Origin of the sequence: Streptomyces sp. NPDC046870, from assembly GCF_040704595.1 — a bacterium.
GTDB lineage: Bacteria > Actinomycetota > Actinomycetes > Streptomycetales > Streptomycetaceae > Streptomyces > Streptomyces argyrophylli.
This window is the reverse complement of the sequence record NZ_JBEYXM010000004.1, coordinates 279,327-301,646: the sequence shown is the minus strand read 5'-3', so window position 1 is coordinate 301,646 and position 22,320 is coordinate 279,327. Positions and strand designations below refer to the sequence as shown.

The 22,320-nt window shown below is 73.5% G+C and carries 19 protein-coding genes; 16 read left to right on the top strand and 3 right to left on the bottom strand.

The window, feature by feature from the left end; genetic code table 11:
- The first annotated feature begins 41 nt into the window (after window positions 1-41).
- The 11 genes from AB0946_RS12455 (at window position 42) to AB0946_RS12405 (ending at window position 14,315) form a co-directional block, all read left to right on the top strand.
- Complete coding sequence (locus tag AB0946_RS12455; RefSeq protein ID WP_366760524.1) at window positions 42-989, top strand: EamA family transporter; 948 nt, start codon at window positions 42-44, stop codon at window positions 987-989.
- 153 nt (window positions 990-1,142) lie between these two features.
- Window positions 1,143-2,855, top strand: a complete 1,713-nt coding sequence (locus AB0946_RS12450) for an NAD-dependent malic enzyme (RefSeq protein WP_366760523.1) — start codon at window positions 1,143-1,145, stop codon at window positions 2,853-2,855.
- A gap of 129 nt (window positions 2,856-2,984) precedes the next feature.
- Window positions 2,985-3,779, top strand: coding sequence for a TIGR03084 family metal-binding protein (locus AB0946_RS12445; protein WP_366760522.1), 795 nt, complete (start codon window positions 2,985-2,987; stop codon window positions 3,777-3,779).
- The gene (locus tag AB0946_RS12440) at window positions 3,776-5,452 is read left to right on the top strand and encodes an acyclic terpene utilization AtuA family protein (protein WP_366760521.1); all 1,677 of its coding nucleotides are present in this window, start codon (window positions 3,776-3,778) and stop codon (window positions 5,450-5,452) included. The genes AB0946_RS12445 and AB0946_RS12440 overlap by 4 nt, the downstream gene beginning before the upstream one ends.
- Window positions 5,449-7,047: a carboxyl transferase domain-containing protein gene (locus AB0946_RS12435; protein ID WP_366760520.1), complete on the top strand. Its 1,599-nt coding sequence runs from the start codon at window positions 5,449-5,451 to the stop codon at window positions 7,045-7,047. Before AB0946_RS12440 ends, AB0946_RS12435 begins: the two co-directional genes overlap by 4 nt.
- Window positions 7,048-7,055: 8 nt before the next feature.
- Window positions 7,056-8,897 carry a biotin carboxylase N-terminal domain-containing protein gene (locus AB0946_RS12430; RefSeq protein WP_366760519.1) on the top strand — a complete coding sequence of 614 codons (1,842 nt, stop codon included), beginning with the start codon at window positions 7,056-7,058 and terminating at the stop codon, window positions 8,895-8,897.
- A 53-nt stretch (window positions 8,898-8,950) separates the two neighbouring features.
- Window positions 8,951-10,111 carry an acyl-CoA dehydrogenase family protein gene (locus tag AB0946_RS12425; protein ID WP_366760518.1) on the top strand — a complete coding sequence of 387 codons (1,161 nt, stop codon included), beginning with the start codon at window positions 8,951-8,953 and terminating at the stop codon, window positions 10,109-10,111.
- Between the two features lie 22 nt (window positions 10,112-10,133).
- The gene (locus AB0946_RS12420; RefSeq protein WP_366760517.1) at window positions 10,134-11,702 is read left to right on the top strand and encodes a 4-coumarate--CoA ligase family protein; all 1,569 of its coding nucleotides are present in this window, start codon (window positions 10,134-10,136) and stop codon (window positions 11,700-11,702) included.
- The gene (locus AB0946_RS12415; RefSeq protein WP_366760516.1) at window positions 11,699-12,445 is read left to right on the top strand and encodes an enoyl-CoA hydratase family protein; all 747 of its coding nucleotides are present in this window, start codon (window positions 11,699-11,701) and stop codon (window positions 12,443-12,445) included. The genes AB0946_RS12420 and AB0946_RS12415 overlap by 4 nt, the downstream gene beginning before the upstream one ends.
- Window positions 12,433-13,038, top strand: a complete 606-nt coding sequence (locus AB0946_RS12410; RefSeq protein ID WP_030642938.1) for a TetR/AcrR family transcriptional regulator — start codon at window positions 12,433-12,435, stop codon at window positions 13,036-13,038. Before AB0946_RS12415 ends, AB0946_RS12410 begins: the two co-directional genes overlap by 13 nt.
- Window positions 13,039-13,289: 251 nt before the next feature.
- The gene (locus tag AB0946_RS12405) at window positions 13,290-14,315 is read left to right on the top strand and encodes a 2-oxoglutarate and iron-dependent oxygenase domain-containing protein (protein ID WP_366760515.1); all 1,026 of its coding nucleotides are present in this window, start codon (window positions 13,290-13,292) and stop codon (window positions 14,313-14,315) included.
- A 62-nt stretch (window positions 14,316-14,377) separates the two neighbouring features.
- Here AB0946_RS12405 and AB0946_RS12400 read toward each other — a convergent pair whose 3' ends face one another.
- Window positions 14,378-15,478, bottom strand: coding sequence for a citrate synthase 2 (locus tag AB0946_RS12400; RefSeq protein WP_171155279.1), 1,101 nt, complete (start codon window positions 15,476-15,478; stop codon window positions 14,378-14,380).
- A gap of 176 nt (window positions 15,479-15,654) precedes the next feature.
- On the opposite strand from AB0946_RS12400, the gene pdxH reads away from it, so the two are divergent.
- From pdxH to AB0946_RS12385, 3 genes are all read left to right on the top strand, one after another.
- Window positions 15,655-16,341: a pyridoxamine 5'-phosphate oxidase gene (gene pdxH, locus AB0946_RS12395; RefSeq protein ID WP_366760514.1), complete on the top strand. Its 687-nt coding sequence runs from the start codon at window positions 15,655-15,657 to the stop codon at window positions 16,339-16,341.
- A gap of 332 nt (window positions 16,342-16,673) precedes the next feature.
- Window positions 16,674-17,132 carry a GNAT family N-acetyltransferase gene (locus AB0946_RS12390; protein ID WP_366760513.1) on the top strand — a complete coding sequence of 153 codons (459 nt, stop codon included), beginning with the start codon at window positions 16,674-16,676 and terminating at the stop codon, window positions 17,130-17,132.
- A gap of 112 nt (window positions 17,133-17,244) precedes the next feature.
- Complete coding sequence (locus AB0946_RS12385) at window positions 17,245-18,657, top strand: PAS domain-containing protein (RefSeq protein ID WP_366760512.1); 1,413 nt, start codon at window positions 17,245-17,247, stop codon at window positions 18,655-18,657.
- A 16-nt stretch (window positions 18,658-18,673) separates the two neighbouring features.
- Here AB0946_RS12385 and AB0946_RS12380 read toward each other — a convergent pair whose 3' ends face one another.
- Window positions 18,674-19,429, bottom strand: a complete 756-nt coding sequence (locus AB0946_RS12380; protein ID WP_366760510.1) for an SIS domain-containing protein — start codon at window positions 19,427-19,429, stop codon at window positions 18,674-18,676.
- Window positions 19,430-19,680: 251 nt separating this feature from the next.
- Between AB0946_RS12380 and AB0946_RS12375 the strand changes: the two genes are divergently transcribed.
- On the top strand, window positions 19,681-20,373 hold the full coding sequence (locus AB0946_RS12375; protein ID WP_014673345.1) for a metal-dependent transcriptional regulator: 693 nt from the start codon (window positions 19,681-19,683) through the stop codon (window positions 20,371-20,373).
- A 270-nt stretch (window positions 20,374-20,643) separates the two neighbouring features.
- Complete coding sequence (locus AB0946_RS12370; RefSeq protein WP_366760509.1) at window positions 20,644-21,534, top strand: alpha/beta hydrolase; 891 nt, start codon at window positions 20,644-20,646, stop codon at window positions 21,532-21,534.
- An 84-nt stretch (window positions 21,535-21,618) separates the two neighbouring features.
- Here the strand turns inward: AB0946_RS12370 and AB0946_RS12365 are convergent, their stop codons facing one another.
- The gene (locus tag AB0946_RS12365; RefSeq protein ID WP_366760508.1) at window positions 21,619-22,284 is read right to left on the bottom strand and encodes a bifunctional DNA primase/polymerase; all 666 of its coding nucleotides are present in this window, start codon (window positions 22,282-22,284) and stop codon (window positions 21,619-21,621) included.
- Window positions 22,285-22,320 lie beyond the last annotated feature (36 nt).

Genomic DNA, 22,320 nt, shown 5'->3' with positions numbered 1-22,320 from the left:
TACATCGAGATGCACGAATCCGATCAAGCCCAGGACCGCTCGTGACCGCCCCGCTCAGCACCACCACGCCGACCCCGACCACCTCGGGCGACGGCGCGCGTCCCTCCGCCCCGCGCGGCCCGCTCGGCTCACTCGGACCCGTGGGGCTGGTGCTGGCCGGCGGCGTCTCGGTCCAGTTCGGCGGCGCGCTGGCCGTCACGCTGATGCCGCGGGCCGGTGCCCTGGGCGTCGTGACCCTGCGCCTGCTCGCGGCGGCCGTCGTCCTCCTGCTGGTCTGCCGGCCCCGGCTGCGCGGGCACTCCCGGGCCGACTGGGGCACGGTCGTCGTCTTCGGCATCACCATGGGCGCGATGAACGGCCTGTTCTACGAAGCGGTCGCCCGTATCCCGCTGGGCCCGGCGGTCACCCTCGAAGTCCTCGGCCCCCTGGCCCTGTCCGTCGTGGCCTCCCGCCGCGCGATCAACGCCCTCTGGGCCGGCCTCGCCCTCGCCGGCGTCTTCCTGCTCGGCGGCGGAGGCTTCGGCAATCTGGACCCCACAGGTGTCGGCTTCGCCTTGGGCGCGGGCACCATGTGGGCTGCCTATATAGTCTTCAGCGCCCGTACGGGCCGGCGCTTCCCGCAGGCGGACGGTCTGGCGCTGGCCATGGCGGTCGCGGCCCTCCTCTTCCTCCCCCTGGGCATCGCCGACGCCGGCAGCCGGCTCCTGAACCCCACCACCGCCGCCCTCGGCTCGGCGGTGGCCCTGCTCTCCTCGGTCCTGCCCTACACCCTCGAACTGCTGGCCCTGCGCCGGTTGCCGGCCCCCACCTTCGCCATCCTCATGAGCCTGGAACCGGCCATCGCGGCCACGGCCGGCTTCCTGATCCTCGGCCAGTCCCTCACCCCCACCGAGGCCGCCGCGATCGCCCTGGTCATCGCGGCGACGATCGGCGCGGTACGCACCCAGACCTCCCGGGCGAAGCCCGCCCTGCGGGCACCGGAAGCGTAGGGAGTCCTTCCGGCCATTCCGACCGGAAGGAGACTCGCCGGGCCCGCCCGTCTCCACGGAACCCCCTCCCCGCTCACCCTGCGCCCCCCGCTCCTCTCCCGCACACTCCTGAGTGTGGCCTGAAAGGGCGCAGCCGGACGGAAGGCGGATCTCGTGACCGACGCTCGTGACACCCACCCCGGCCCGTTGCAGGTCACCGCCCGGGGCCGGGCCGTTCTCGCCGATCCCCGGATCAACCGCGGTACCGCCTTCACCGAGGAGGAGCGCCGCGCCCTCGACCTCGTCGGGCTGGTCCCACCCCGTGTGCTCACCCAGGACGAGCAGGCCGAACGCGCCTACCGCCAGTTCCGGGACCAGCCGGGCGACCTGGCCAGGAGCGTCAATCTGACCGCGCTGCACGACCGCAACGAGGTGCTGTTCTACCGGCTCGTCGGCGACCACCCCGAAGAGATGCTGCCCATCGTCTACACCCCCACGGTGGGCACGGCGATCCGCCGCTACAGCACGGAGTACCGGCGCCCGCGCGGCGTCTACCTCTCCGTGGACGCCCCCGAGGACATCGAACGCTCCCTGCGCGCGCACGGTCTCGGCGCCGACGACGTCGACCTGATCGTGGCCACCGACGGCGAGGGCATCCTCGGCATCGGCGACTGGGGCGTCGGCGGCATCGACATCGCCGTCGGCAAGCTCGCCGTCTACACGGCCGCCGCCGGCATCGACCCGCGCCGCACCCTGCCCGTCATGCTGGACGTCGGCACCAACCGCCGGGAACTCCTCGACAACCCCCTCTACCTCGGCAACCGCCACCCGCGCGCCGACCGCGACACCTACGACGCCTTCATCGACGCCTACGTCACCACCGCGAACCGGCTCTTCCCGCACGCCCTGCTGCACTGGGAGGACTTCGGCACCGCCAACGCCCGCCGCATCCTCGACCGCTACCGCGACCAGGTCTGCACCTTCAACGACGACATCCAGGGCACCGGCGCCGTCAACCTCGCCGCCGTCCTGTCCGGTGTCCGCGCCACCGGCACGCCGCTGCCCGAGCACCGGATCGTCGTCTTCGGCGCCGGTACCGCGGGCATCGGCGTCGCCGACCAGTTGCGCGACGCCCTGATCGCCGAGGGTCTGTCCGCCGGGCAGGCCACCGCCCGCTTCTGGTGCGTGGACCGGTACGGCCTGCTCACCACCGACCAGGGCGACCAGTTGCGGGACTTCCAGAAGCCGTACGCCCGTCCCGCCGACGAGGTCGACGACTGGCGCCGGGACGAGGACCTGCCCGGCATCCCGCTGGACGAGGTGGTCCGCCGGGTCCGACCGACCATCCTGATCGGGACGTCCGGCCAGGGCGGCTCCTTCACACAGGACATCGTCCGCGAGATGGCCCGGCACACCGAGCGCCCGATCATCCTGCCCATGTCCAACCCGACCGACCTCGCCGAGGCCACCCCCGCCGACCTGCTCGACTGGACCGACGGCAAGGCCCTCGTGGCCACCGGCAGCCCCTTCGCCCCGGTGGAGCGGGACGGCACGACGTACGAGATCGGCCAGGCCAACAACGCGCTGGTCTTCCCGGGCCTCGGTCTCGGTGTGATCGTCGCCCGCGCCTCCCGCGTCACCGACCGCATGCTCCGCGCGGCGGCCGACGCGGTGGCCCGCCGGACCGGTGACACGGAGGTCGCCCGTTCCGGCGCGCCGGTCCTGCCGCCGATCCGGGACCTGCGCGCCACCTCGGAGGCGGTCGCCGTGGCCGTGGCCCGCGTGGCGGTGGAGGAGGGCGTCGCCCGGACCGGCCTCGACGACGTCGAGGCGGCGGTACGGGCGGCCCGGTGGGAGCCGGTGTACCCGCCGGTGGAAGCGGTGTGACCCCGGGTCCGGGCGGTGCGGGCGGCGCCGTCCGGACCGCCCCGCTCCGTCCGGACCCGGGGTCCTGTCGGGCATCAATTCATGCAAGCACGCTTGATTGTTTCTCCTCCCGCTGCCATGCTCCCCCTCATGGCCGACCCGACGCCCGTCATCGACGACCTGCGTGCCGAGAGCGGTGAACTCGACCGGCTGGTGGCCGAGTTGGGTCCCGGTCAGTGGGCCCTGCCCACCCCGGCACCCGGCTGGACCGTCGCCCACCAGATCGCGCACCTCGCCTGGACCGACCGCTCGGCCCTGCTGGCCCTCACCGACGCCGACGCCTTCCGGGCGCTGGTCGAGAAGGCGCTCGCCGCACCCGACGCGTTCGTGGGCGAGGGAGCGGAGGAGGGCGCCGTACTCCCGCCCGCCGAGCTGCTGGCGGCCTGGCGCGGCGGACGCACCGCCCTCGACCGGGCCCTGCGCGACGCACCGGCCGGCGCCCGTTTCCCCTGGTACGGACCGCCCATGTCGGCCGCCTCCATGGCCACGGCCCGGCTGATGGAGACCTGGGCCCACGGGCTGGACATCGCCGACGCGCTGGGTGTGGTGCGCCCACCCACCGACCGGCTCCGGCATGTGGCCCGGCTCGGGGTGCGGACCCGTGACTTCGCCTTCGGAGTGCATGGACTGACCCCGCCGGCCGAGGAGTTCCGGGTGGAACTGACCGCGCCCTCCGGCCAGCTGTGGGCGTACGGCGACGAGCGCGCCGCCCAGCGCGTCACCGGCCCCGCCCTCGACTTCTGCCTCCTGGTCACCCAGCGCGCCCACCGGGACGACCTCGCGCTGACGGCCGCGGGCCCGGACGCCGACCGCTGGCTCGGCATCGCCCAGGCGTTCGCGGGCCCGCCCGGCACCGGCCGACCGCCGAAGGGGACCGGCCGGTGAACCCGCTGCGCATCGGCAACTTCTCCGGCTTCTACGGCGACCGCGCGGACGCCCTGCGCGAGATGCTCACCGGTGGCGAGGTCGACGTCCTCACCGGTGACTACCTCGCCGAACTCACCATGCTCATCCTCGGCCGCGACCGGCTGAAGGACCCGGCCGCCGGCTACGCCCGCACCTTCCTGCGCCGGCTGGAGGACTGCCTGGGGCTCGCCCACGAACGCGGCGTGCGGATCGTCACCAACGCCGGCGGCCTCAACCCCGCCGGACTCGCCGGCCGGATACGGGAGCTGGCGGACCGGCTCGGCATCCCGGCGCGGGTCGCGCACGTCGAGGGCGACGACCTGACCGCCGCCCACCCGGGCGCCCTCGCCGCCCACGCCTACCTCGGCGGCTTCGGCATCGCCGCGTGCCTGCGGGCCGGCGCCGACGTGGTGGTCACCGGGCGGGTGACCGACGCCGCGCTCGTCACCGGCCCCGCCGCCGCCCACTTCGGCTGGGGGCCGGCGGACCACGACCGCCTCGCCGGCGCCGTCGTCGCCGGTCACGTGCTGGAGTGCGGGACCCAGGCCACAGGCGGCAACTACGCGTTCTTCGGCGAGGGGGACGTACGGCGTCCCGGCTTCCCGCTCGCCGAGGTCCACGCCGACGGCACCAGCGTGATCACCAAGCACCCGGGCACCGGAGGCTTCGTGGACGTGGGCACGGTCACCGCGCAACTGCTGTACGAGACCGGCGGCGCCCGCTACGCCGGGCCCGACGTCACCGCCCGGCTGGACACCGTACGGCTGAGCCAGGACGGACCGGACCGGGTGCGGATCGAGGGGGTGCGCGGGGAGGCGCCGCCGCCCACGCTCAAGGCCGGGGTCAACCGGCTCGGCGGCTTCCGCAACGAGGTCGTCTTCGTCCTGACCGGACTGGACATCGAGGCCAAGGCGGCCCTGGTGCGGGAGCAGCTCGCCGACGCGCTCGCCAAGTCGCCGCCGCGGGAGGTGCGCTGGGAACTGGTGCGCACCGACCGGGCCGACGCGGACACCGAGGAGACGGCCAGCGCGCTGCTGCGGCTCGTCGTCCGCGACCCGGACCAGCGGGTCGTGGGGCGGGCGCTCAGCGGGGCCGCCGTGGAGCTGGCCCTCGCCAGTTACCCCGGCTTCCATGTGCTCGCCCCACCCGGAAAGGGCGCCCCCTATGGGGTGTTCGAGGATGTGTACGTACCCCATGGGGACGTAGACCATATGGCCGTCCTCCACGACGGACGCCGTGTCTCCGTGCCGCCGCCCCAGGACACCCGGCCCCTCGACGCCGTACCGCCCCCGCCCCTTCCGGAACCCCTCCCGCCCGGCCCGGCCCGCCGGGCGCCCCTCGGACTGGTCGCCGGGGCGCGCAGCGGGGACAAGGGCGGGAACGCCAACGTGGGGGTGTGGGCGCGGTCGGACGAGAGCTGGCGGTGGCTCGCCCGCACCCTGACCACCGACGCCTTCCGGCAGTTGCTCCCCGAGACCCGCGACCTGCCCGTCACCCGGCACCTGCTGCCGAACCTGCGCGCGCTCAACTTCGTCGTCGAGGGCATCCTCGGTGCCGGAGTCGCCGCGCAGGCCCGCTTCGACCCGCAGGCCAAGGCCCTCGGCGAATGGCTGCGCTCCCGCCACCTGGACATCCCGGAGACTCTGCTGTGACGGTTCTGCGGACCGCTGTCGACCCCACCGGCCCCGACCACCAGGCCCACCGCGCGGCCATGCTCGCCAAGCTCGCCGAGCTGGAGGCCGAGCACGCCAAGGCGCTCGCGGGGGGCGGTGAGAAGTACGTCCAGCGGCACCGGGCGCGCGGCAAGCTGCTGCCCCGCGAGCGCATCGAGCTGCTGCTGGACCCCGACACCCCGTTCCTTGAGCTCTCCCCGCTGGCCGCCTGGGGCAGCGAGTACCCCGTCGGCGCCTCCCTCGTCACCGGGATCGGCGTGGTCGAGGGCGTGGAGTGCCTGATCACCGCCAACGACCCGACCGTGCGCGGCGGCGCCAGCAACCCGTGGAGCCTGAAGAAGGCCCTGCGCGCGAACGACATCGCGCTCGCCAACCGGCTGCCCTGCATCAGCCTGGTGGAGTCGGGCGGTGCCGACCTGCCGTCCCAGAAGGAGATCTTCATCCCCGGCGGCGCCATCTTCCGCGACCTCACCCGGCTCTCCGCCGCCGGCGTCCCGACCATCGCCGTCGTCTTCGGCAACTCCACCGCCGGCGGCGCCTACATCCCCGGCATGTCCGACCACGTGATCATGGTCAAGGAGCGCGCGAAGGTGTTCCTCGGCGGGCCGCCGCTGGTCAAGATGGCCACCGGCGAGGAGAGCGACGACGAGTCGCTAGGCGGCGCCGAGATGCACGCGCGCGTGTCCGGCCTCGCCGACCACTTCGCCCTGGACGAGCCGGACGCGCTGCGCCAGGCCCGCCGGGTCGTGGCCCGCCTCAACCACCGCAAGGCGTACCCGGACCCCGGCCCGGCCGAGCCGCCCAAGTACGACCCGGAGGAGCTGCTGGGCATCGTCCCCGGGGACCTGAAGATCCCGTTCGACCCGCGCGAGGTCATCGCCCGCGTCGTGGACGGCTCCGACTTCGACGAGTTCAAGCCGCTGTACGGCACCAGCCTGGTCACCGGCTGGGCGGCCCTGCACGGCTACCCGGTCGGCATCCTGGCCAACGCCCGGGGCGTCCTCTTCAGCGCCGAGTCGCAGAAGGCCGCGCAGTTCATCCAGCTCGCCAACCAGCGCGACATCCCGCTGCTGTTCCTGCACAACACCACCGGCTACATGGTCGGCAAGGAGTACGAGCAGGGCGGCATCATCAAGCACGGCGCGATGATGATCAACGCGGTCAGCAACAGCAGGGTCCCGCACCTGTCGATCCTCATGGGCGCGTCGTACGGCGCCGGGCACTACGGCATGTGCGGCCGGGCCTACGACCCCCGCTTCCTGTTCGCCTGGCCCAGCGCCAAGTCCGCCGTCATGGGCCCGCAGCAGCTCGCCGGTGTGCTCTCGATCGTCGTCCGGCAGTCGGCGGCGGCCAAGGGGCAGCCGTACGACGAGGACGCGGACGCGGCCCTGCGCGCCATGGTGGAGCAGCAGATCGAGTCCGAGTCGCTGCCCATGTTCCTGTCCGGGCGGCTGTACGACGACGGCGTCATCGACCCGCGCGACACCCGCACCGTCCTCGGCCTGTGCCTCTCCGCCCTGCACACCGCGCCCTACGAGGGCGCGCGCGGTGGCTTCGGCGTCTTCCGGATGTGAGGGATCCCGTGATTTCCAGTGTGCTCGTCGCCAACCGGGGCGAGATCGCCTGCCGTGTCTTCCGCACCTGCCGCGCGTCGGGAATCCGGACGGTCGCGGTGCACTCCGACGCCGACGAGAACGCGCTCCACGCGCGCGTGGCCGACACGGCGGTACGGCTGCCGGGCGCGGCGCCCGCCGAGACGTACCTGCGCGCCGACCTGATCGTGGAGGCGGCCCTGGCGTCCGGCGCCGACGCCGTGCACCCCGGCTACGGCTTCCTCTCCGAGAACCCCGGCTTCGCCCGCGCCGTCCTCGACGCCGGCCTGGTCTGGATCGGCCCGCCCCCGGAGGCCATCGAGGCCATGGCGTCCAAGACCCGCGCCAAGCGGCTGCTGGGCATCGAACCCCTGCGGGAGGTGACCGAGGCCGACCTGCCCGTCCTGGTGAAGGCGGCGGCCGGCGGCGGAGGGCGCGGCATGCGGATCGTGCGCCGCCTGGACGAGTTGCGGGACGCGCTGGAGGGCGCGCGCGCCGAGGCCGCGAGCGCCTTCGGCGACGGCGAGGTGTTCGTGGAGCCGTACCTCGAACACGGCCGGCACGTGGAGGTGCAGATCCTCGCCGACACCCACGGCACCGTGTGGGCGCTCGGCACCCGCGACTGCTCCCTCCAGCGCCGTCACCAGAAGGTCGTCGAGGAGGCCCCGGCGCCGGGACTGCCCACGGCGCTCAGGGAGGAGCTGCGCACGCTGGCCGTACGCGCCGCCCGCGCCGTCTCCTACACCGGCGCGGGCACCGTCGAGTTCCTGGTCGCCGACGGCCGCGCCCACTTCCTGGAGATGAACACCCGCCTCCAGGTCGAACACCCCGTCACCGAGGCGGTCTTCGGCCTCGACCTGGTCGCGGAACAGATCCGGATCGCCGAGGGCCACGCCCTCGGCACCGAGCCCCCGCGCGCGCGGGGCCACGCCGTCGAGGCCCGCCTCTACGCCGAGGACCCCGCCCGTGACTGGGCCCCCCAGACCGGCACGCTGCACCGCCTCGCCGTACCGGAAGGCGTCCGCCTGGACACGGGGTACACCGACGGCGACACCATCGGCGTCCACTACGACCCGATGCTCGCCAAGGTCGTCGCCCACGCCCCCACGCGCGCGGAGGCCGTTCGCAGGCTCGCGGGCGCGCTGGAGTCCGCCGTGGTCCACGGCCCGGTCACCAACCGCGACCTGCTCGTACGCTCCCTGCGCCACCCGGAGTTCACGAGCGGACGCATGGACACCGGCTTCTACGACCGTCACCTCGACGCCCTCACCGAACCCGCCCGCGACCCCCACGCCCCCCTGGCCGCCGCCCTCGCCGACGCCCACGGCCGCTCGCGCTTCGGCGGCTGGCGCAACGTCCTCTCCCAGCCGCAGGTGAAGCGGTACGAGACGGACGGCGAGGAGCACGAGGTCCGCTACCGGCACACCCGACAGGGCCTGGCCGCCGACGGGGTCCGGGTCGTGCACGCCGACGCGGCCTTGGTGGTCCTGGAAGTGGACGGCGTACGGCGGAGGTTCGACGTCACGCGGTACGGCGACCAGGTTCACGTCAACGGCACCCGTCTCACCGCCCTGCCCCGCTTCCCCGACCCGGCGGCCCAGCTCGCGCCGGGGTCCCTGGTGGCCCCGATGCCGGGCACGGTGGTCAAGGTCGCCGACGGTCTCACGGAAGGGGCAACGGTTCGGGCGGGCCAGGGCCTCATCTGGTTGGAGGCGATGAAGATGCAGCACCAGATCTCGGCGCCGGCGGCAGGAACGCTCACGGCCCTCCACGCCAAGCCCGGGCAGCAGGTGGAGCCCGGCATGTTGCTGGCGGTGGTCGAACCAACCTAGGAGCGCGGGGAACCGCGCCCAGCCACGGAACACCCGCAGCCCGAAGGAGTCCGATGACCACCCTCGTCGAGTCCGAAGAACACAAGGCCCTACGGTCCGCAGTGGCCGCCCTCGGCAACCGCTACGGCCGCGACTACCTCACCCGCGCCGTCGCCGAGGGCAAGCCCCCCACCGAACTCTGGAGCGAGGCGGGCAGGCTCGGCTACCTCGGCGTCAACCTCCCGGAGGAGTACGGCGGCGGGGGCGGCGGCATAGCGGAACTCTCCATCGTGCTCGAAGAACTGGGCGCCGCGGGCTCCCCCCTCCTCATGCTCGTCGTGTCGCCCGCCATCTGCGGCACGGTGATCGCGCGCTTCGGCACGGAGGACCAGAAACGGAACTGGCTGCCCGGTCTGGCCGACGGCACCCGCCTCATGGCCTTCGGCATCACCGAGCCCGACGCCGGCTCCAACAGCCACCGCATCACCACCACGGCCCGCAGGGACGGCGCCGACTGGCTGCTCACCGGACGCAAGGTCTTCATCTCCGGGGTCGACATGGCCGACGCCGTGCTGATCGTCGGCCGTACCGAGGACGCCCGCACCGGACGCCTCAAGCCCTGCCTGTTCATCGTCCCGACGGACGCGGAGGGCTTCCAGAAACGCCCGATCGACATGGAACTCAACGCGGCCGAGAAGCAGTTCGAGCTGGTCCTCGACGACGTACGGCTGCCCGCGGACGCGCTGGTCGGCGACGAGGACGCGGGGCTCCTCCAGCTCTTCGCGGGGCTCAACCCCGAGCGGATCATGACCGCCGCGTTCGCCATCGGCATGGGCCGCTACGCGCTCGCCAAGGCCGTCGCGTACGCCCGCGACCGCACGGTGTGGAAGGCCCCCATCGGCGCCCACCAGGCCATCGCCCACCCCCTGGCGCAGGCGCACATCGACCTGGAGCTGGCCCGGCTGATGATGCAGAAGGCGGCCCGTCTCTACGACGCCGGCGACGACATCGGCGCGGGCGAGGCCGCGAACATGGCCAAGTACGCGGCGGGGGAGGCCTGCGTACGGGCCGTGGACCAGGCCGTGCACACCCTCGGGGGCAACGGGCTCACGCGCGAGTTCGGGCTCGCCTCGCTGATAACGGCCGCGCGCGTGTCTCGTATCGCCCCGGTGAGCCGGGAGATGATTCTCAACTACGTCTCCCACCAGACCCTGGGCCTGCCCAAGTCGTACTAGGCGCCCTGTGCGAGGAGGAACCGTGTTCCGCAGCGAGTACGCAGACGTTCCGCCCGTAGAACTCCCCATCCACGACGCCGTCCTGGGCCGGGCCGCCGACTTCGGCGACCAGCCGGCCCTCGTCGACGGCACGGACGGCACCACCCTCACGTACGAGCAGGTGGACCGGTTCCACCGGCGCCTGGCCGCCGCCCTCGCCGAGACGGGCGTCCGCAAGGGCGACGTCCTCGCCCTGCACAGCCCCAACACGATCGCGTTCCCGACCGCCTTCTACGCCGCCACGCGCGCGGGCGCCGCCGTCACCACCGTGCACCCGCTGGCCACCGCGGAGGAGTTCGCGAAGCAGCTCGGCGACAGCGCGGCCCGCTGGATCGTCACCGTCTCCCCGCTGCTGGAGACCGCCCGCCGGGCCGCCGAACTCGCGGGCGGCATACGGGAGATCCTCGTGTGCGACAGCGCGCCCGGCCACCGTTCGCTGGTCGACCTGCTCGCCACCACCGCCCCCGAACCGGAGACCGGGATCGACCCGGCCGAGGACATCGCCGCGCTGCCGTACTCCTCCGGCACCACCGGCACCCCCAAGGGGGTCATGCTCACCCACCGGCAGATCGCCACCAACCTCGCCCAGCTGGAGCCCGCCGTCCCGGCCGGACCCGGCGACCGCATCCTCGCCGTCCTGCCGTTCTTCCACATCTACGGCCTCACCGCCCTGATGAACGCGCCCCTGCGCAAGGGCGCCACGGTCGTCGTCCTGCCGCGCTTCGAGCTGGAGACGTTCCTCGCCGCGATCGAGAGGCACCGCATCACCGGCCTGTACGTGGCCCCGCCGATCGTCCTCGCCCTCGCCAAGCACCCGGCGGTCAGCCGCTACGACCTCTCCTCGCTGCGGTACGTGATCAGCGCCGCCGCCCCGCTGGACGCGCGGCTCGCCGTCGCCTGCGCCGAGCGCCTGGGCCTGCCCCCGATCGGCCAGGCGTACGGCATGACGGAACTGTCCCCCGGCACCCATGTCGTCCCCCTGGACCGGCTGCGCGAGGCCCCCGCCGGCACGGTCGGCAGACTCATCGCCGGCACCGAGATGCGGATCGTCTCCCTGGACGACCCCGGCAAGGACCTGGGCACCGGCGAGTCCGGCGAGATCCTGATCCGGGGCCCCCAGGTGATGAAGGGCTACCTCGGCCGCCCCGACGCCACCGCCGCGCTGATCGACGCCGACGGCTGGCTGCACACCGGGGACGTCGGCCGCGTCGACGCCGGCGGCTGGCTGTTCGTGGTCGACCGGGTGAAGGAACTGATCAAGTACAAGGGCTTCCAGGTGGCCCCCGCCGAACTGGAGGCACTCCTGCTCACCCACCCGGAGATCGCCGACGCGGCCGTCATCGGCGCGTACGACACCGACGGCAACGAGGTCCCGCACGCCTTCGTCGTCCGCCGGCCCACCGCCGACGGGCTGACCGAGAACGACGTCCTGCTGTACGTCGCCGAACGCGTCGCCCCGTACAAACGCGTCCGCCGGATCACGTTCATCGACACCGTCCCCCGTGCCGCCTCCGGCAAGATCCTGCGCCGACAGCTCAGGGAGCACACGTGACGCACCCGACCGCACGGATCGGCCGCACACGCGCGCGTGCCGTCGACACCCTCAGCCTCGACTCCACGGGCACCCGCAACGCCCTGTCCGCCGCCCTCGTCACGGAACTCGCCGAGGCCCTGACCGACTGCGGCAAGGACCCGGACGTACGGGCCGTGGTCCTCACCCACAGCGGTACGACGTTCTGCGCCGGCGCCGACCTGCGCGACCCGCCCGACCCCGACGCCCTGGTGGCCCTGCTCCGGCAGATCGTGGAGCTGCCCAAACCCGTCGTCGCCCGGGTCACCGGCCATGTCCGCGCCGGCGGCCTCGGCCTGCTCGCCGCCTGCGACATCGCCGCCGCCTCCGCCGACGCCACCTTCGCCTTCACCGAGGTGCGCATCGGCGTCGCCCCCGCCGTGATCTCCCTGCCGGTGATCCCGCGCACCGACCCGCGCGCCCTGGCCCGCTACTACCTCACCGGCGAACGCCTCGGCCCGGCCGACGCCGTGCGGCTGGGCCTGCTGACGGTGGCGGCGGACGACGTCGACGACGCCCTGGCCCCCGTCCTGGACGGTCTGCGCCGCTCCTCCCCCCAGGCCCTGGCCGAGACCAAACGGCTGCTCACGGCTAGGGTGCTGGAGACATTCGACCGGGACGCGGCCGAGCTGACCGCGCTCTCGGCCCGGCTGTTCTCCTCCCCCCAGGCCCGGGAGGGGATGACGGCCTTCCTGGAAAGACGTGATGCGGCATGGGTGGTGTGAGGACGACGGAACGCGAGCGCGTGCCCAAACAGGACCGCAGCCGCGCCACCCGGCAGCGGCTCCTGGAAGCCGCCGTGGCCTGCCTCGCCGAGCGCGGCTGGGCGGGCTCCACGGTCGCCGTCGTGGCCGAGCGGGCCGGTGTCTCCCGGGGCGCCGCCCAGCACCACTTCCCGACCAGGGAAGACCTGTTCACCGCCGCCGTCGAGTACGTCTCCGAGGAACGCTCCCTCGCCCTGCGGGCCCTGTTCCCGGACGGCGCCGCCGACCGCCGGGCCGTCGTGTCCGCCCTGGTCGACCTCTACACCGGCCCCCTGTTCCGGGCCGCCCTGCACCTGTGGGTCGCCGCCTCCGACGAGGAACAGCTGCGCCCGCGCGTGACCGAGCTGGAGGCCCGCGTCGGCCGCGAGACCCACCGCATCGCCGTCGACCTCCTGCGTGCCGACGAGTCCCGCCCCGGCGTCCGCGAAACCGTCCAGGGCCTGCTGGACATGGCCCGGGGCCTGGGCCTCGCCAACCTCCTCACCGACGACACCGCCCGCCGCGAACGGGTCGTCGCCCAGTGGGCGGCGCTGCTGGAGGAAGCGCTGGGCTGAGGCCGGGTCTGGTGGGCGCGGGCCCGGGATCGTGCCGAGAGGGGCCACCAGGAGGGCGCGTTACCCTTGGCCCATGCTTCCGATGCTCGTTCGCCGCCGCCACGTGGACTACGTGCGCGTCACGAGCATGGGCTGTCGGCGCCTCTCCGCCTGACCAGCCCCCTTTCTTCTCCTCCTCCCTTTTCCGGCACCCGGGGGCCGCCACCACCCCTCGGCGGTCACCCGTGCCCCGTACACCCCGCGGACGCATCATGACCACGCACACAGTGACGTCGTACGACCAGCTCCCGATCATCGACCTGTCGGCCGCCGACGGCGACCCGCAGGCCCGCGCCCTGCTCCACGCCCGGCTGCACAGCGCCGCCCACGACGTCGGCTTCTTCCAGCTCGTCGGCCACGGAGTGACCCGCGCCGAGACCGAAGCGCTGCTCACCGCCATGCGCGCCTTCTTCGCCCTCCCCGAGGCCGACCGGCTCGCCCTGGACAACGTCGGCTCCCCGCACTTCCGCGGCTACACCCGCACCGGCGACGAGCGCACCGGCGGCGCCCGCGACTGGCGCGACCAGCTCGACATCGGCGCCGAACGCCCCGCCCGTGTCCCCGGCCCCGGCGAACCGCCGTACTGGTGGCTCCAGGGCCCCAACCAGTGGCCGGCGGCCCTGCCCGGACTCCGCACGGCCGCCCTCGCCTGGATCGACAAGCTGAGCGGGGTCGCCCACCGGCTCCTGCGGGAACTGCTGACCGCCATCGGCGCCCCGGCCGGCTTCTACGACCCGGTCTTCGGCGACCACGCCCACCCGCACCTCAAGCTCGTCCGCTACCCCGGCAGCGCGGACGACGGCACCGGCCAGGGCGTCGGCGCCCACAAGGACTACGGCTTCCTGACCCTGCTCCTCCAGGACACGGTCGGCGGTCTCCAGGTGCAGCGCGAGGACGGCCGCTTCCACGACGTCCCGCCCATCGAGGGCGCGTTCGTGGTCAACCTCGGCGAACTCCTGGAGGTCGCCACCAACGGCTACCTGCTGGCCACCAACCACCGGGTCGTCAGCCCGCCCGGCGCCACCGAGCGCTTCTCGGTCCCGTTCTTCTACAACCCCCGCCTGGACGCGCGGATCGAGCCGCTCCCCTTCCCGCACGCGTCCAAGGCCCCCGGCGTCACGACGGACCCGACGAACCCGCTGTACGCCGAGTACGGCTACAACGAACTCAAGGGCAAGCTGAGGGCCCACCCGCTGGTGGCGCAGCGGCACCACGGGAACTTGCTGACCCCGGCGTGATCGACTGCCCGGGGCGCGGGGCCGTACCGTGTGCAGCCGCCCACGCGCCCCGGCCGCCCCGCTCAGTGGGCGATGTCGGCGTACCCCTCGATGTCCTGGGGCCGGCGCGGTCCCGGGCCCACGTACCGGGCGGAAGGACGCACGAGCCGCCCCGTCCGCTTCTGTTCGAGGATGTGCGCCGACCACCCGGCCGTACGGGCGCACGTGAACATCGACGTGAACATGTGCGCCGGAACCTCGGCGAAGTCCAGCATGATCGCCGCCCAGAACTCCACGTTGGTGGCGAGCACCCGGTCCGGCCGCCGGTTGTGCAGCTCCTCCAGCGCGGCCTTCTCCAGCGCCTCGGCGATCTCGAACCGCGGCGCCCCCAGCTCCCGCGCCGTACGCCGCAGCACCCGGGCCCGGGGGTCCTCGGCCCGGTACACCCGGTGGCCGAACCCCATCAGGCGCTCGCCCCGGTCGAGCGCCTGCTTGACGTACGCCTCCGCGTCCCCCGTGCGTTCGATCTCCTCGATCATCCCGAGCACGCGCGAGGGCGCGCCGCCGTGCAGCGGCCCGGACATCGCGCCCACCGCGCCGGACAGCGCGGCGGCGACGTCCGCGCCGGTGGAGGCGATGACCCGGGCGGTGAAGGTGGACGCGTTCATGCCGTGCTCGGCGGCGGAGGTCCAGTAGGCGTCCACGGCCGCCACGTGCTTGGGGTCCGGCTCGCCCCGCCACCGGATCATGAACCGCTCCACGACCGAGTTCGCCTTGTCGATCTCCCGCTGCGGCACCATCGGCAGCCCCTGGCCGCGCGCGGACTGGGCGACGTACGACAGGGCCATGACGGCGGCCCGCGCCAGGTCCTCCCGGGCCTGCCCCTCGTCGATGTCGAGCAGGGGCCGCAGCCCCCACACGGGGGCGAGCATGGCGAGCGCCGACTGGACGTCCACGCGGATGTCACCGGAGTGCACGGGGATCGGGAACGGCTCGGCGGGCGGCAGACCGGGGTTGAAGGCGCCGTCGACCAGCAGCCCCCACACGTTCCCGAAGGAGACGTGGCCGACCAGGTCCTCGATGTCGACGCCCCGGTAGCGCAGGGCGCCGCCCTCCTTGTCCGGTTCGGCGATCTCCGTCTCGAACGCGACGACTCCTTCGAGCCCGGGTACGAAATCGGACATCAGGCGGCTCCTCGTGATGTGCGGGCGGCGGTCACACCGGTGATGCCCCGATCTTTCGGTGGTCACCCGTGGTCAACCCAACCGCAAAGGGAGCAGCACGATAACCCCCGGTGCCATAGTTGGGGAGACCACGCGACACTGAGTGCCATACCCGTTCGATACGGCAAGATGACCGCGTGACCGACCGCGACCCGCTCCTGGATCCCGTCCTCGATCCCGCCGCCATGCGCAAGCAGTACCGGGCCGACGGCCTCGCCGAACAGGATCTCGCCACGCATCCGATGGACCAGTTCACCCGGTGGTTCGAGGACGCCGCCCGCGCGGCCCTGCACGGCACGCTCTACGAGCCCAACGCGATGGTGGTCTCCACGGCGGACGCCGAGGGCCGCCCCAGCTCACGCACGGTGCTGATGAAGCAGTTCGACACCGACGGCTTCGTCTTCTTCACCAACTACGGCTCCCGCAAGGGCCGTGACCTGACGGAGAACCCGCACGTCGCCCTGCTCTTCCCCTGGCACCCGCTGGCCCGCCAGGTCATCGTCACCGGCACCGCCCGGCGCACCGGCCGCGACGAGACCGCCGCCTACTTCCGCACCCGCCCGCACGGCTCCCAGCTGGGCGCCTGGGCCAGCGCCCAGTCCTCGGTGATCGCCTCCCGCACGGAGCTGGACACCGCCTACGCCGCGCTCGAGGCCCGCTACCCGGAGGACGAACAGGTCCCGGTCCCCCCGCACTGGGGCGGTTTCCGCGTCGTCCCGGAGACGATCGAGTTCTGGCAGGGCCGCGAGAACCGCCTCCACGACCGCCTGCGCTACGTCGCCCGGCCGGACGGCACCTGGAAGGTCGAACGCCTCAGCCCCTGACCGGCGCCCGGCGGACACGGGCGGGAACGCAGACGACCCGCGGGCTGGGTTCCTCCAGGAGGAGCCGGCCGGACGTACCGGCAGCCCGCGGGTCGGGTGACTGCTTGGGATTGGGCCGGCTGCACGCACTGTTCGCGTGCTGGTCCGGCACCGCACATGGTGTGGTGACGGGCCGCTAGCCCGCAGCCACCTCACGCGTCCGGTTCTCATACATCTGCCGAACCACCTCCCTTCTCGTGTAACCGACACCCTAGGAAACCGCCGCGACGGGCTCAACTGTTTTTTTCACGCGCCGTCCGCCGGCCGGTGCGGCGACTGGTATAGGTGCTCGCGTGACGGATCTTCGAATAGCGGGCGTCGACGGCGACGGGATGCTCGAACAGTGGCGGCACGTCCACAACGTGGTCGTCCCGCCCGCCGCGATGTCTCTCGCGGAGGCGCGCGAGCGGCAGGACCGGTACCGGTTGGCCAACGCGTATCTCGGCGAGGTGCTCGTCGGGTGTTCGACCGTGCGTCCGCCGGCGGGGGAGCGGAGGGTGGCGACCGTCATCGCGCGCGTGCTGCCCGGGTTCCGGCGGCGGGGTTTCGGCACGGCGATCCACGACGGCGCGCTGGCCCACGCGCGCCTGCTGGGGGCGGAGGCCGTCGAGACGTGCGTACTGGCGGTCAACGAGGACGGGCTGCGGTTCGCCGAGCGGCACGGGTATGCGGAGATCGACCGGTATGTGCTCGACGGCGAACGCGACGAGTGGGTGGACCTGCGGCTCTCACCGGGCGGCCCGCCGCATTGATCCCCGCAATCTTGCGGGAACAGGGTGTGGGGTGTGTCACGTTCCAGTTGAATGAGGGCAGTGAGCGAACCGAGCGCCGTGCGTGCGCGGACGCGGTCTCCAGGGGGTCCAGGTGAGTGCTTCGCGGCGGAGTGGGACCACTGACGAGCTGGGGCCGGACGAGCCCGGTGAGTCCGGCGGCTCCGACCTGCTCGCCGCGCTGCTCGACGGCATGGACGCGGCGCTGTGCGCCTTCGACGCCGACGGGGTCGTGACCCACTGGAACCGGGAGGCCGAGCGGATCCTCGGCTGGACGGCCGCCGAGGCCGTCGGGCGGCGCGGGTTCGCCGGCTGGGCGGTGCGCAGCGCCGACGCCGAGGAGGTGCAGGCCCGGCTGATGTCGGCGATGCGGGCGCCGGGCCGGCAGGTGCACGAGTTCGCGCTGGTCACCAAGGGCGGCGGGCGGGTGCTCGTGCGGACGCAGTCGGCCGCCGTCCGCGGACCCGACGGCAAGCCCGCGGGGGTGTACTGCGCGTTCAGCGAGGTGCACGCCCAGATCGACCTGGAGCGGTCGATCGCGCTGAGCGAGGCGCTGTTCGAGGACGCGTCCTGGGGGGTCGTCCTGGTCGACGCCGACCTGCGGCCCGCCGTGGTCAACGCGCACGCGGCGCGCGCGCTGGGAACGGGACGCACGTCCGTGCTGGGACGTCCGCTCGGCGAGCTGCTCGCACAGGGCGTGGAGGAGCTGGAGGCCGCGCTGACCCACGTCCTCGCCGAGGGCGCGCCGCCGGCCCCCGCCGAGATGTGGGTGACCGTCCGCGCCCCGGAGGGCGAGAAGCGGCGCTGCTGGCGCAGCGGGTTCCTGCGGCTGTCCTCGCCGCTCGCCGAGGAGCCGGTGCCGCTCGGCGTGGGATGGCTGTTCGAGGACGTCACCGAGGCCAAGCAGGGGGAGCAGGAGGCGGCCCTGCTGCGGTTCCGGACGAACCAGCTGCACCGGGCGGCCCGGGCGGCGGCCGAGTGCGAGGACCCGGCGGAGGCGGCCACCGTCCACCTGGACTTCGCCCTCGCCGGCTTCGCCGACCACGCCCTCGTCGACCGGGTGGCGGACCGCCCGCGCGCGCAGGACGCCGACGGCCCCGGCCCGGTCCGGCTGGTCCGGCTCGCGGCCACGCCCGCCGGGGCACCGGGCCCGAGCCTGCTCACGGGCGCGGCCGGGCTTCCGCTGCGCTACCCGGAGGACCACCCGGCGCTGAAGTGCGTGGAGCGCGGCGGCACCGTGCGCGCGGACGCCGGACCGGTCTCCGCGCAGCGGGCGCGGGAGTGGGCGTCGCAGCGCCAGTGGCCCGGCGACGCGGTGCACGCCCTGTGCGCGGTGCTGCGCAGCCGGGGCCGGACGCTGGGCGTCGTGACGTTCCTGCGCGGGTCCGGCCGCAGCCGCTTCGAGCGCTCCGACACGGCGTACGCCGAGGACGTGGCCGTCAGGATCGCGGCGGCCCTGGACCTGGCGGAAACACTGCGCGACCGGCCGGAGGAACGCACCCCCTGACGGCCGCGGGGCGCTGTCAGTTCCGGTAGAAGATCCGGTCGCCGTACTCCGTCATCACCCGGGCGTTCCACTCGTGTCCGCCGTCGACGTTGCCGGAGCGCAGCAGCGGGGGTTCGACGCCACGGTCGGCGAGGGTGGCGGCGGCGGTCGCCACGACGGCCTGCATCAGGGCGCTGGTGACGACCGTGGACGCGGGGGCGAAGGGCGCCGGGATGGTGTCCAGGGTGAGTTCCGCGTCCCCGACGGCGATCTTCGAGTCGAGGACGACGTCGCAGTGGTCCTTGAGGAAGGTGCCGGAGGAGTGCCGGGACGTCGTCTGCGAGGCGTACGCCACCGAGGTGACGCCGATGACCTTCACGCCGAGGGAGCGGGCGGTGAGGGCCATCTCCACGGGCAGCGCGTTGCGGCCGGACAGGGAGACGATCACGAGGGCGTCACCGGCGCGGAGCGGCGAGGTCCCGAGGACGGCGCTCGCCAGGCCGTCGACGCGTTCGAGGGCGGAGCCGAGGGTGGCCGGGGTGACGTCGACACCGACGACGCCGGGGACGGCGAGCAGGTTCATCAGGGCCAGGCCGCCCGCGCGGTAGACGACGTCCTGGGCGGCCAGGGAGGAGTGCCCGGCGCCGAAGGCGAACAGGCGGCCACCGGCGGCGACGGTGTCGGCGAGCAGGGTGCCGGCCGCGGTGATCGCCCCGGCCTCCTCGTCGCGGACCCGGTGCAGCAGGCCGATGGCGGCGTCGAAGAACAGGTCGGCAGGCGTGCCGTCGCTCATGCGGTGCCCCTTCGCAGCGTCTGTGTCGCGGATCACCGTGCGGTCTGGACCAGTGCGGTGTCAATACGGCCGGGCGGACCACCCCGAAGGCAGCGCGGACTGCGCCCGCACCCGGCCCCGGCAGCGCCCCGCACCCCCGACTCGGCCCCCCGTTTTCCCGGTGCGGCCCGCTTGTCAGTGGGATCCGGCAGAATTGGTGCCAGGGCCAGCGCACGCGGCCGGCCGCCGGCAGAGGTAATCGAGGGGCACGTATGTCCGGACTGATCGACACCACGGAGATGTATCTCCGCACCATCCTCGAACTCGAAGAGGAAGGCGTCGTCCCCATGCGCGCCCGCATCGCGGAGCGGCTGGACCAGAGCGGGCCGACGGTGAGCCAGACGGTCGCGCGGATGGAGCGCGACGGCCTGGTCTCCGTGGCCAGCGACCGGCACCTGGAGCTGACGGACGAGGGCCGCCGGCTGGCGACCCGTGTGATGCGCAAGCACCGTCTGGCCGAGTGTCTGCTCGTCGACGTGATCGGCCTGGAGTGGGAGCAGGTGCACGCGGAGGCGTGCCGCTGGGAGCACGTGATGAGCGAGGCCGTCGAGCGCCGTGTGCTGGAGCTGCTGCGGCACCCCACCGAGTCGCCGTACGGCAACCCCATCCCGGGCCTGGAGGAGCTGGGCGAGAAGGACGGCGCGGACCCGTTCCTGGACGAGAGCATGGTGTCGCTGGCCGACCTGGACCCGGGCTCGGACGGCAAGACGGTCGTCGTCCGCCGTATCGGCGAGCCGATCCAGACGGACGCGCAGCTGATGTACACGCTGCGGCGCGCGGGTGTGCAGCCCGGTTCCGTGGTGAGCGTGACGGAGTCGCCCGGCGGCGTGCTGGTGGGCAGCGGGGGCGAGGCGGCCGAGCTGGAGGCGGACACCGCCTCCCACGTGTTCGTCGCCAAGCGCTGAGACGGAGAGGGCCCCGGCGCTTGCGCGCCGGGGCCTGTCCTCCCCTGTGCTGACCCGGAGCCCCGAGCTCTCAGGGTCATCCCCTCGGACCGGCTTTTCCCCGAGCGGTCCGCCTCCCGCCAGAAACATCCCCTCGGCTGAGACGATCATTCCCTGAGAGGTGTCACTCAAATGAGGGGTGTTGTTCGCGGAGACGCAATTTTCGAATAGGTATTCGATAGCCTGAAACAGCTGGACGACGAGGACGGCGGAGCTGGGGGGCCAGGTCAGATGGCACGGCGTATCGATGTGACGGGAGCGGGCGGGGTGCGCCTGGCCGCCTGGGAGTTCGCCGACCCTCCGAAACAGGTGGCGGATCCGGACGCCGAGGGGGACGCGGACCCGGGCGCTCCGGGCGTGCTCTTACTCCACGGTCTGATGGGCCGCGCCTCCCACTGGGCGCCCACCGCCCGCTGGCTCGCCGGCCGCCACCGCGCCGTGGCGCTCGACCAGCGCGGCCACGGCCAGAGCGAGAAGCCCCCGCGGGCCGCGTACACCCGTGAGGCCTACGTCGAGGACGCGGAGGCCGCCGTGGAGCAGCTCGGCCTCGCCCCCGTCCTCCTCATCGGCCACGCCATGGGCGCGCTGACCGCCTGGCAGCTCGCCGCCAAGCGCCCCGATCTGGTGCGCGGCCTGATCATCTGTGACATGCGGGCCTCCGCCCTCGGCGGGGCCTCGCAGCGCGAGTGGGCCGACTGGTTCCGCTCCTGGCCCGTCCCCTTCGCCAGCCTGGCCGACGTCCGCAAGTGGTTCGGCGAGGACGACCCCTGGGTGGAGCGCCCGAACCCCGCGCGCGGGTCCTTCTACGCCGAGGTGATGCACGAGTGCGAGGACGGCTGGCGGCCCGTCTTCGACCCCGAACAGATGCTCAGCTCCCGCGAGACGTGGGTCCACGACGCCCACTGGGAGGAACTGGCCCAGGTGCGGTGCCCGACGCTGGTGGTGCGCGGCGTGGACGGCGAGCTGGGGCGGGCGGAGGCCCAGGAGATGGTGCGGGTGCTGCCGCGCGGGCAGTACGCGGAGGTCCCGGACGCGGGGCACCTGGCCCACTACGACCTGCCGGTGGCTTGGCGGGCCGCCGTGTCACCGTTCCTCGATGGCTTGCCCGGACTGAGCGCCTGAGCGTCTGCCGGGTCCGTGTGTCACCGGCCACGACGAACCGTTGGCCGCCATGCCACCGCACCCGGCAGACGAGTGGGCGAACCGCTAACGATCCCTCCCGCACGCATAGGCCAACGGCGAGATCAGCTCCTCCGCGTCCGGCAGCCACCGGTTCGCCGGCGTCGGCCGGCGGGCCCACTGCACGGCCCCCCGGGACCCGAACCGCGTGGGCGGCGCCGCCACGTACGCGCCCTCGCCCAGGGGCGTCAGGTCCAGTGACGCCGGCGACCAGCCGAGCTTCCGTACCAGCTCCGGCACCTTCGCGGTCGCACCGGGCAGGACGAAGAACTGCATGCGCCGGTCCGGCGTCAGCGTGACCGGTCCGAGCGTCAGCTCCATCCGCTCCATCCGGGCGAGCGCCAGGAACCCCGCGCTCTCCGGGACGGCCAGCGCGTCGAAGGTCCGTCCCGTCGGCAGCAGGATCGCCGCGGCCGGCTGCTTCTGCCACATCCGGCGCACGGCGGTCGCACTGCCGGTCGCGTGGGTCGCCCAGTCGGGGCGCGCGGGGTGCGCACCCGGCGCAGGGCAGGAGGTGTCGCCGCACGAGCAGCGCTGCCTGCCGTCGACGGCTTCCAGCCAGGTGCCCGGGAACACGTCCCAGTGCCGCTCCTCGGCGTAGCGTACGGCGGTCTCCAGCAGCGATTCCCCGCGCTGCTGCGGGATGTGACCGGCCATCTGAGTGTCTTGGGCGCCCGCGATCGTCTCTTCCACGTTCCACTCAACTCCCGTGCCCACCTGGAGTTACGG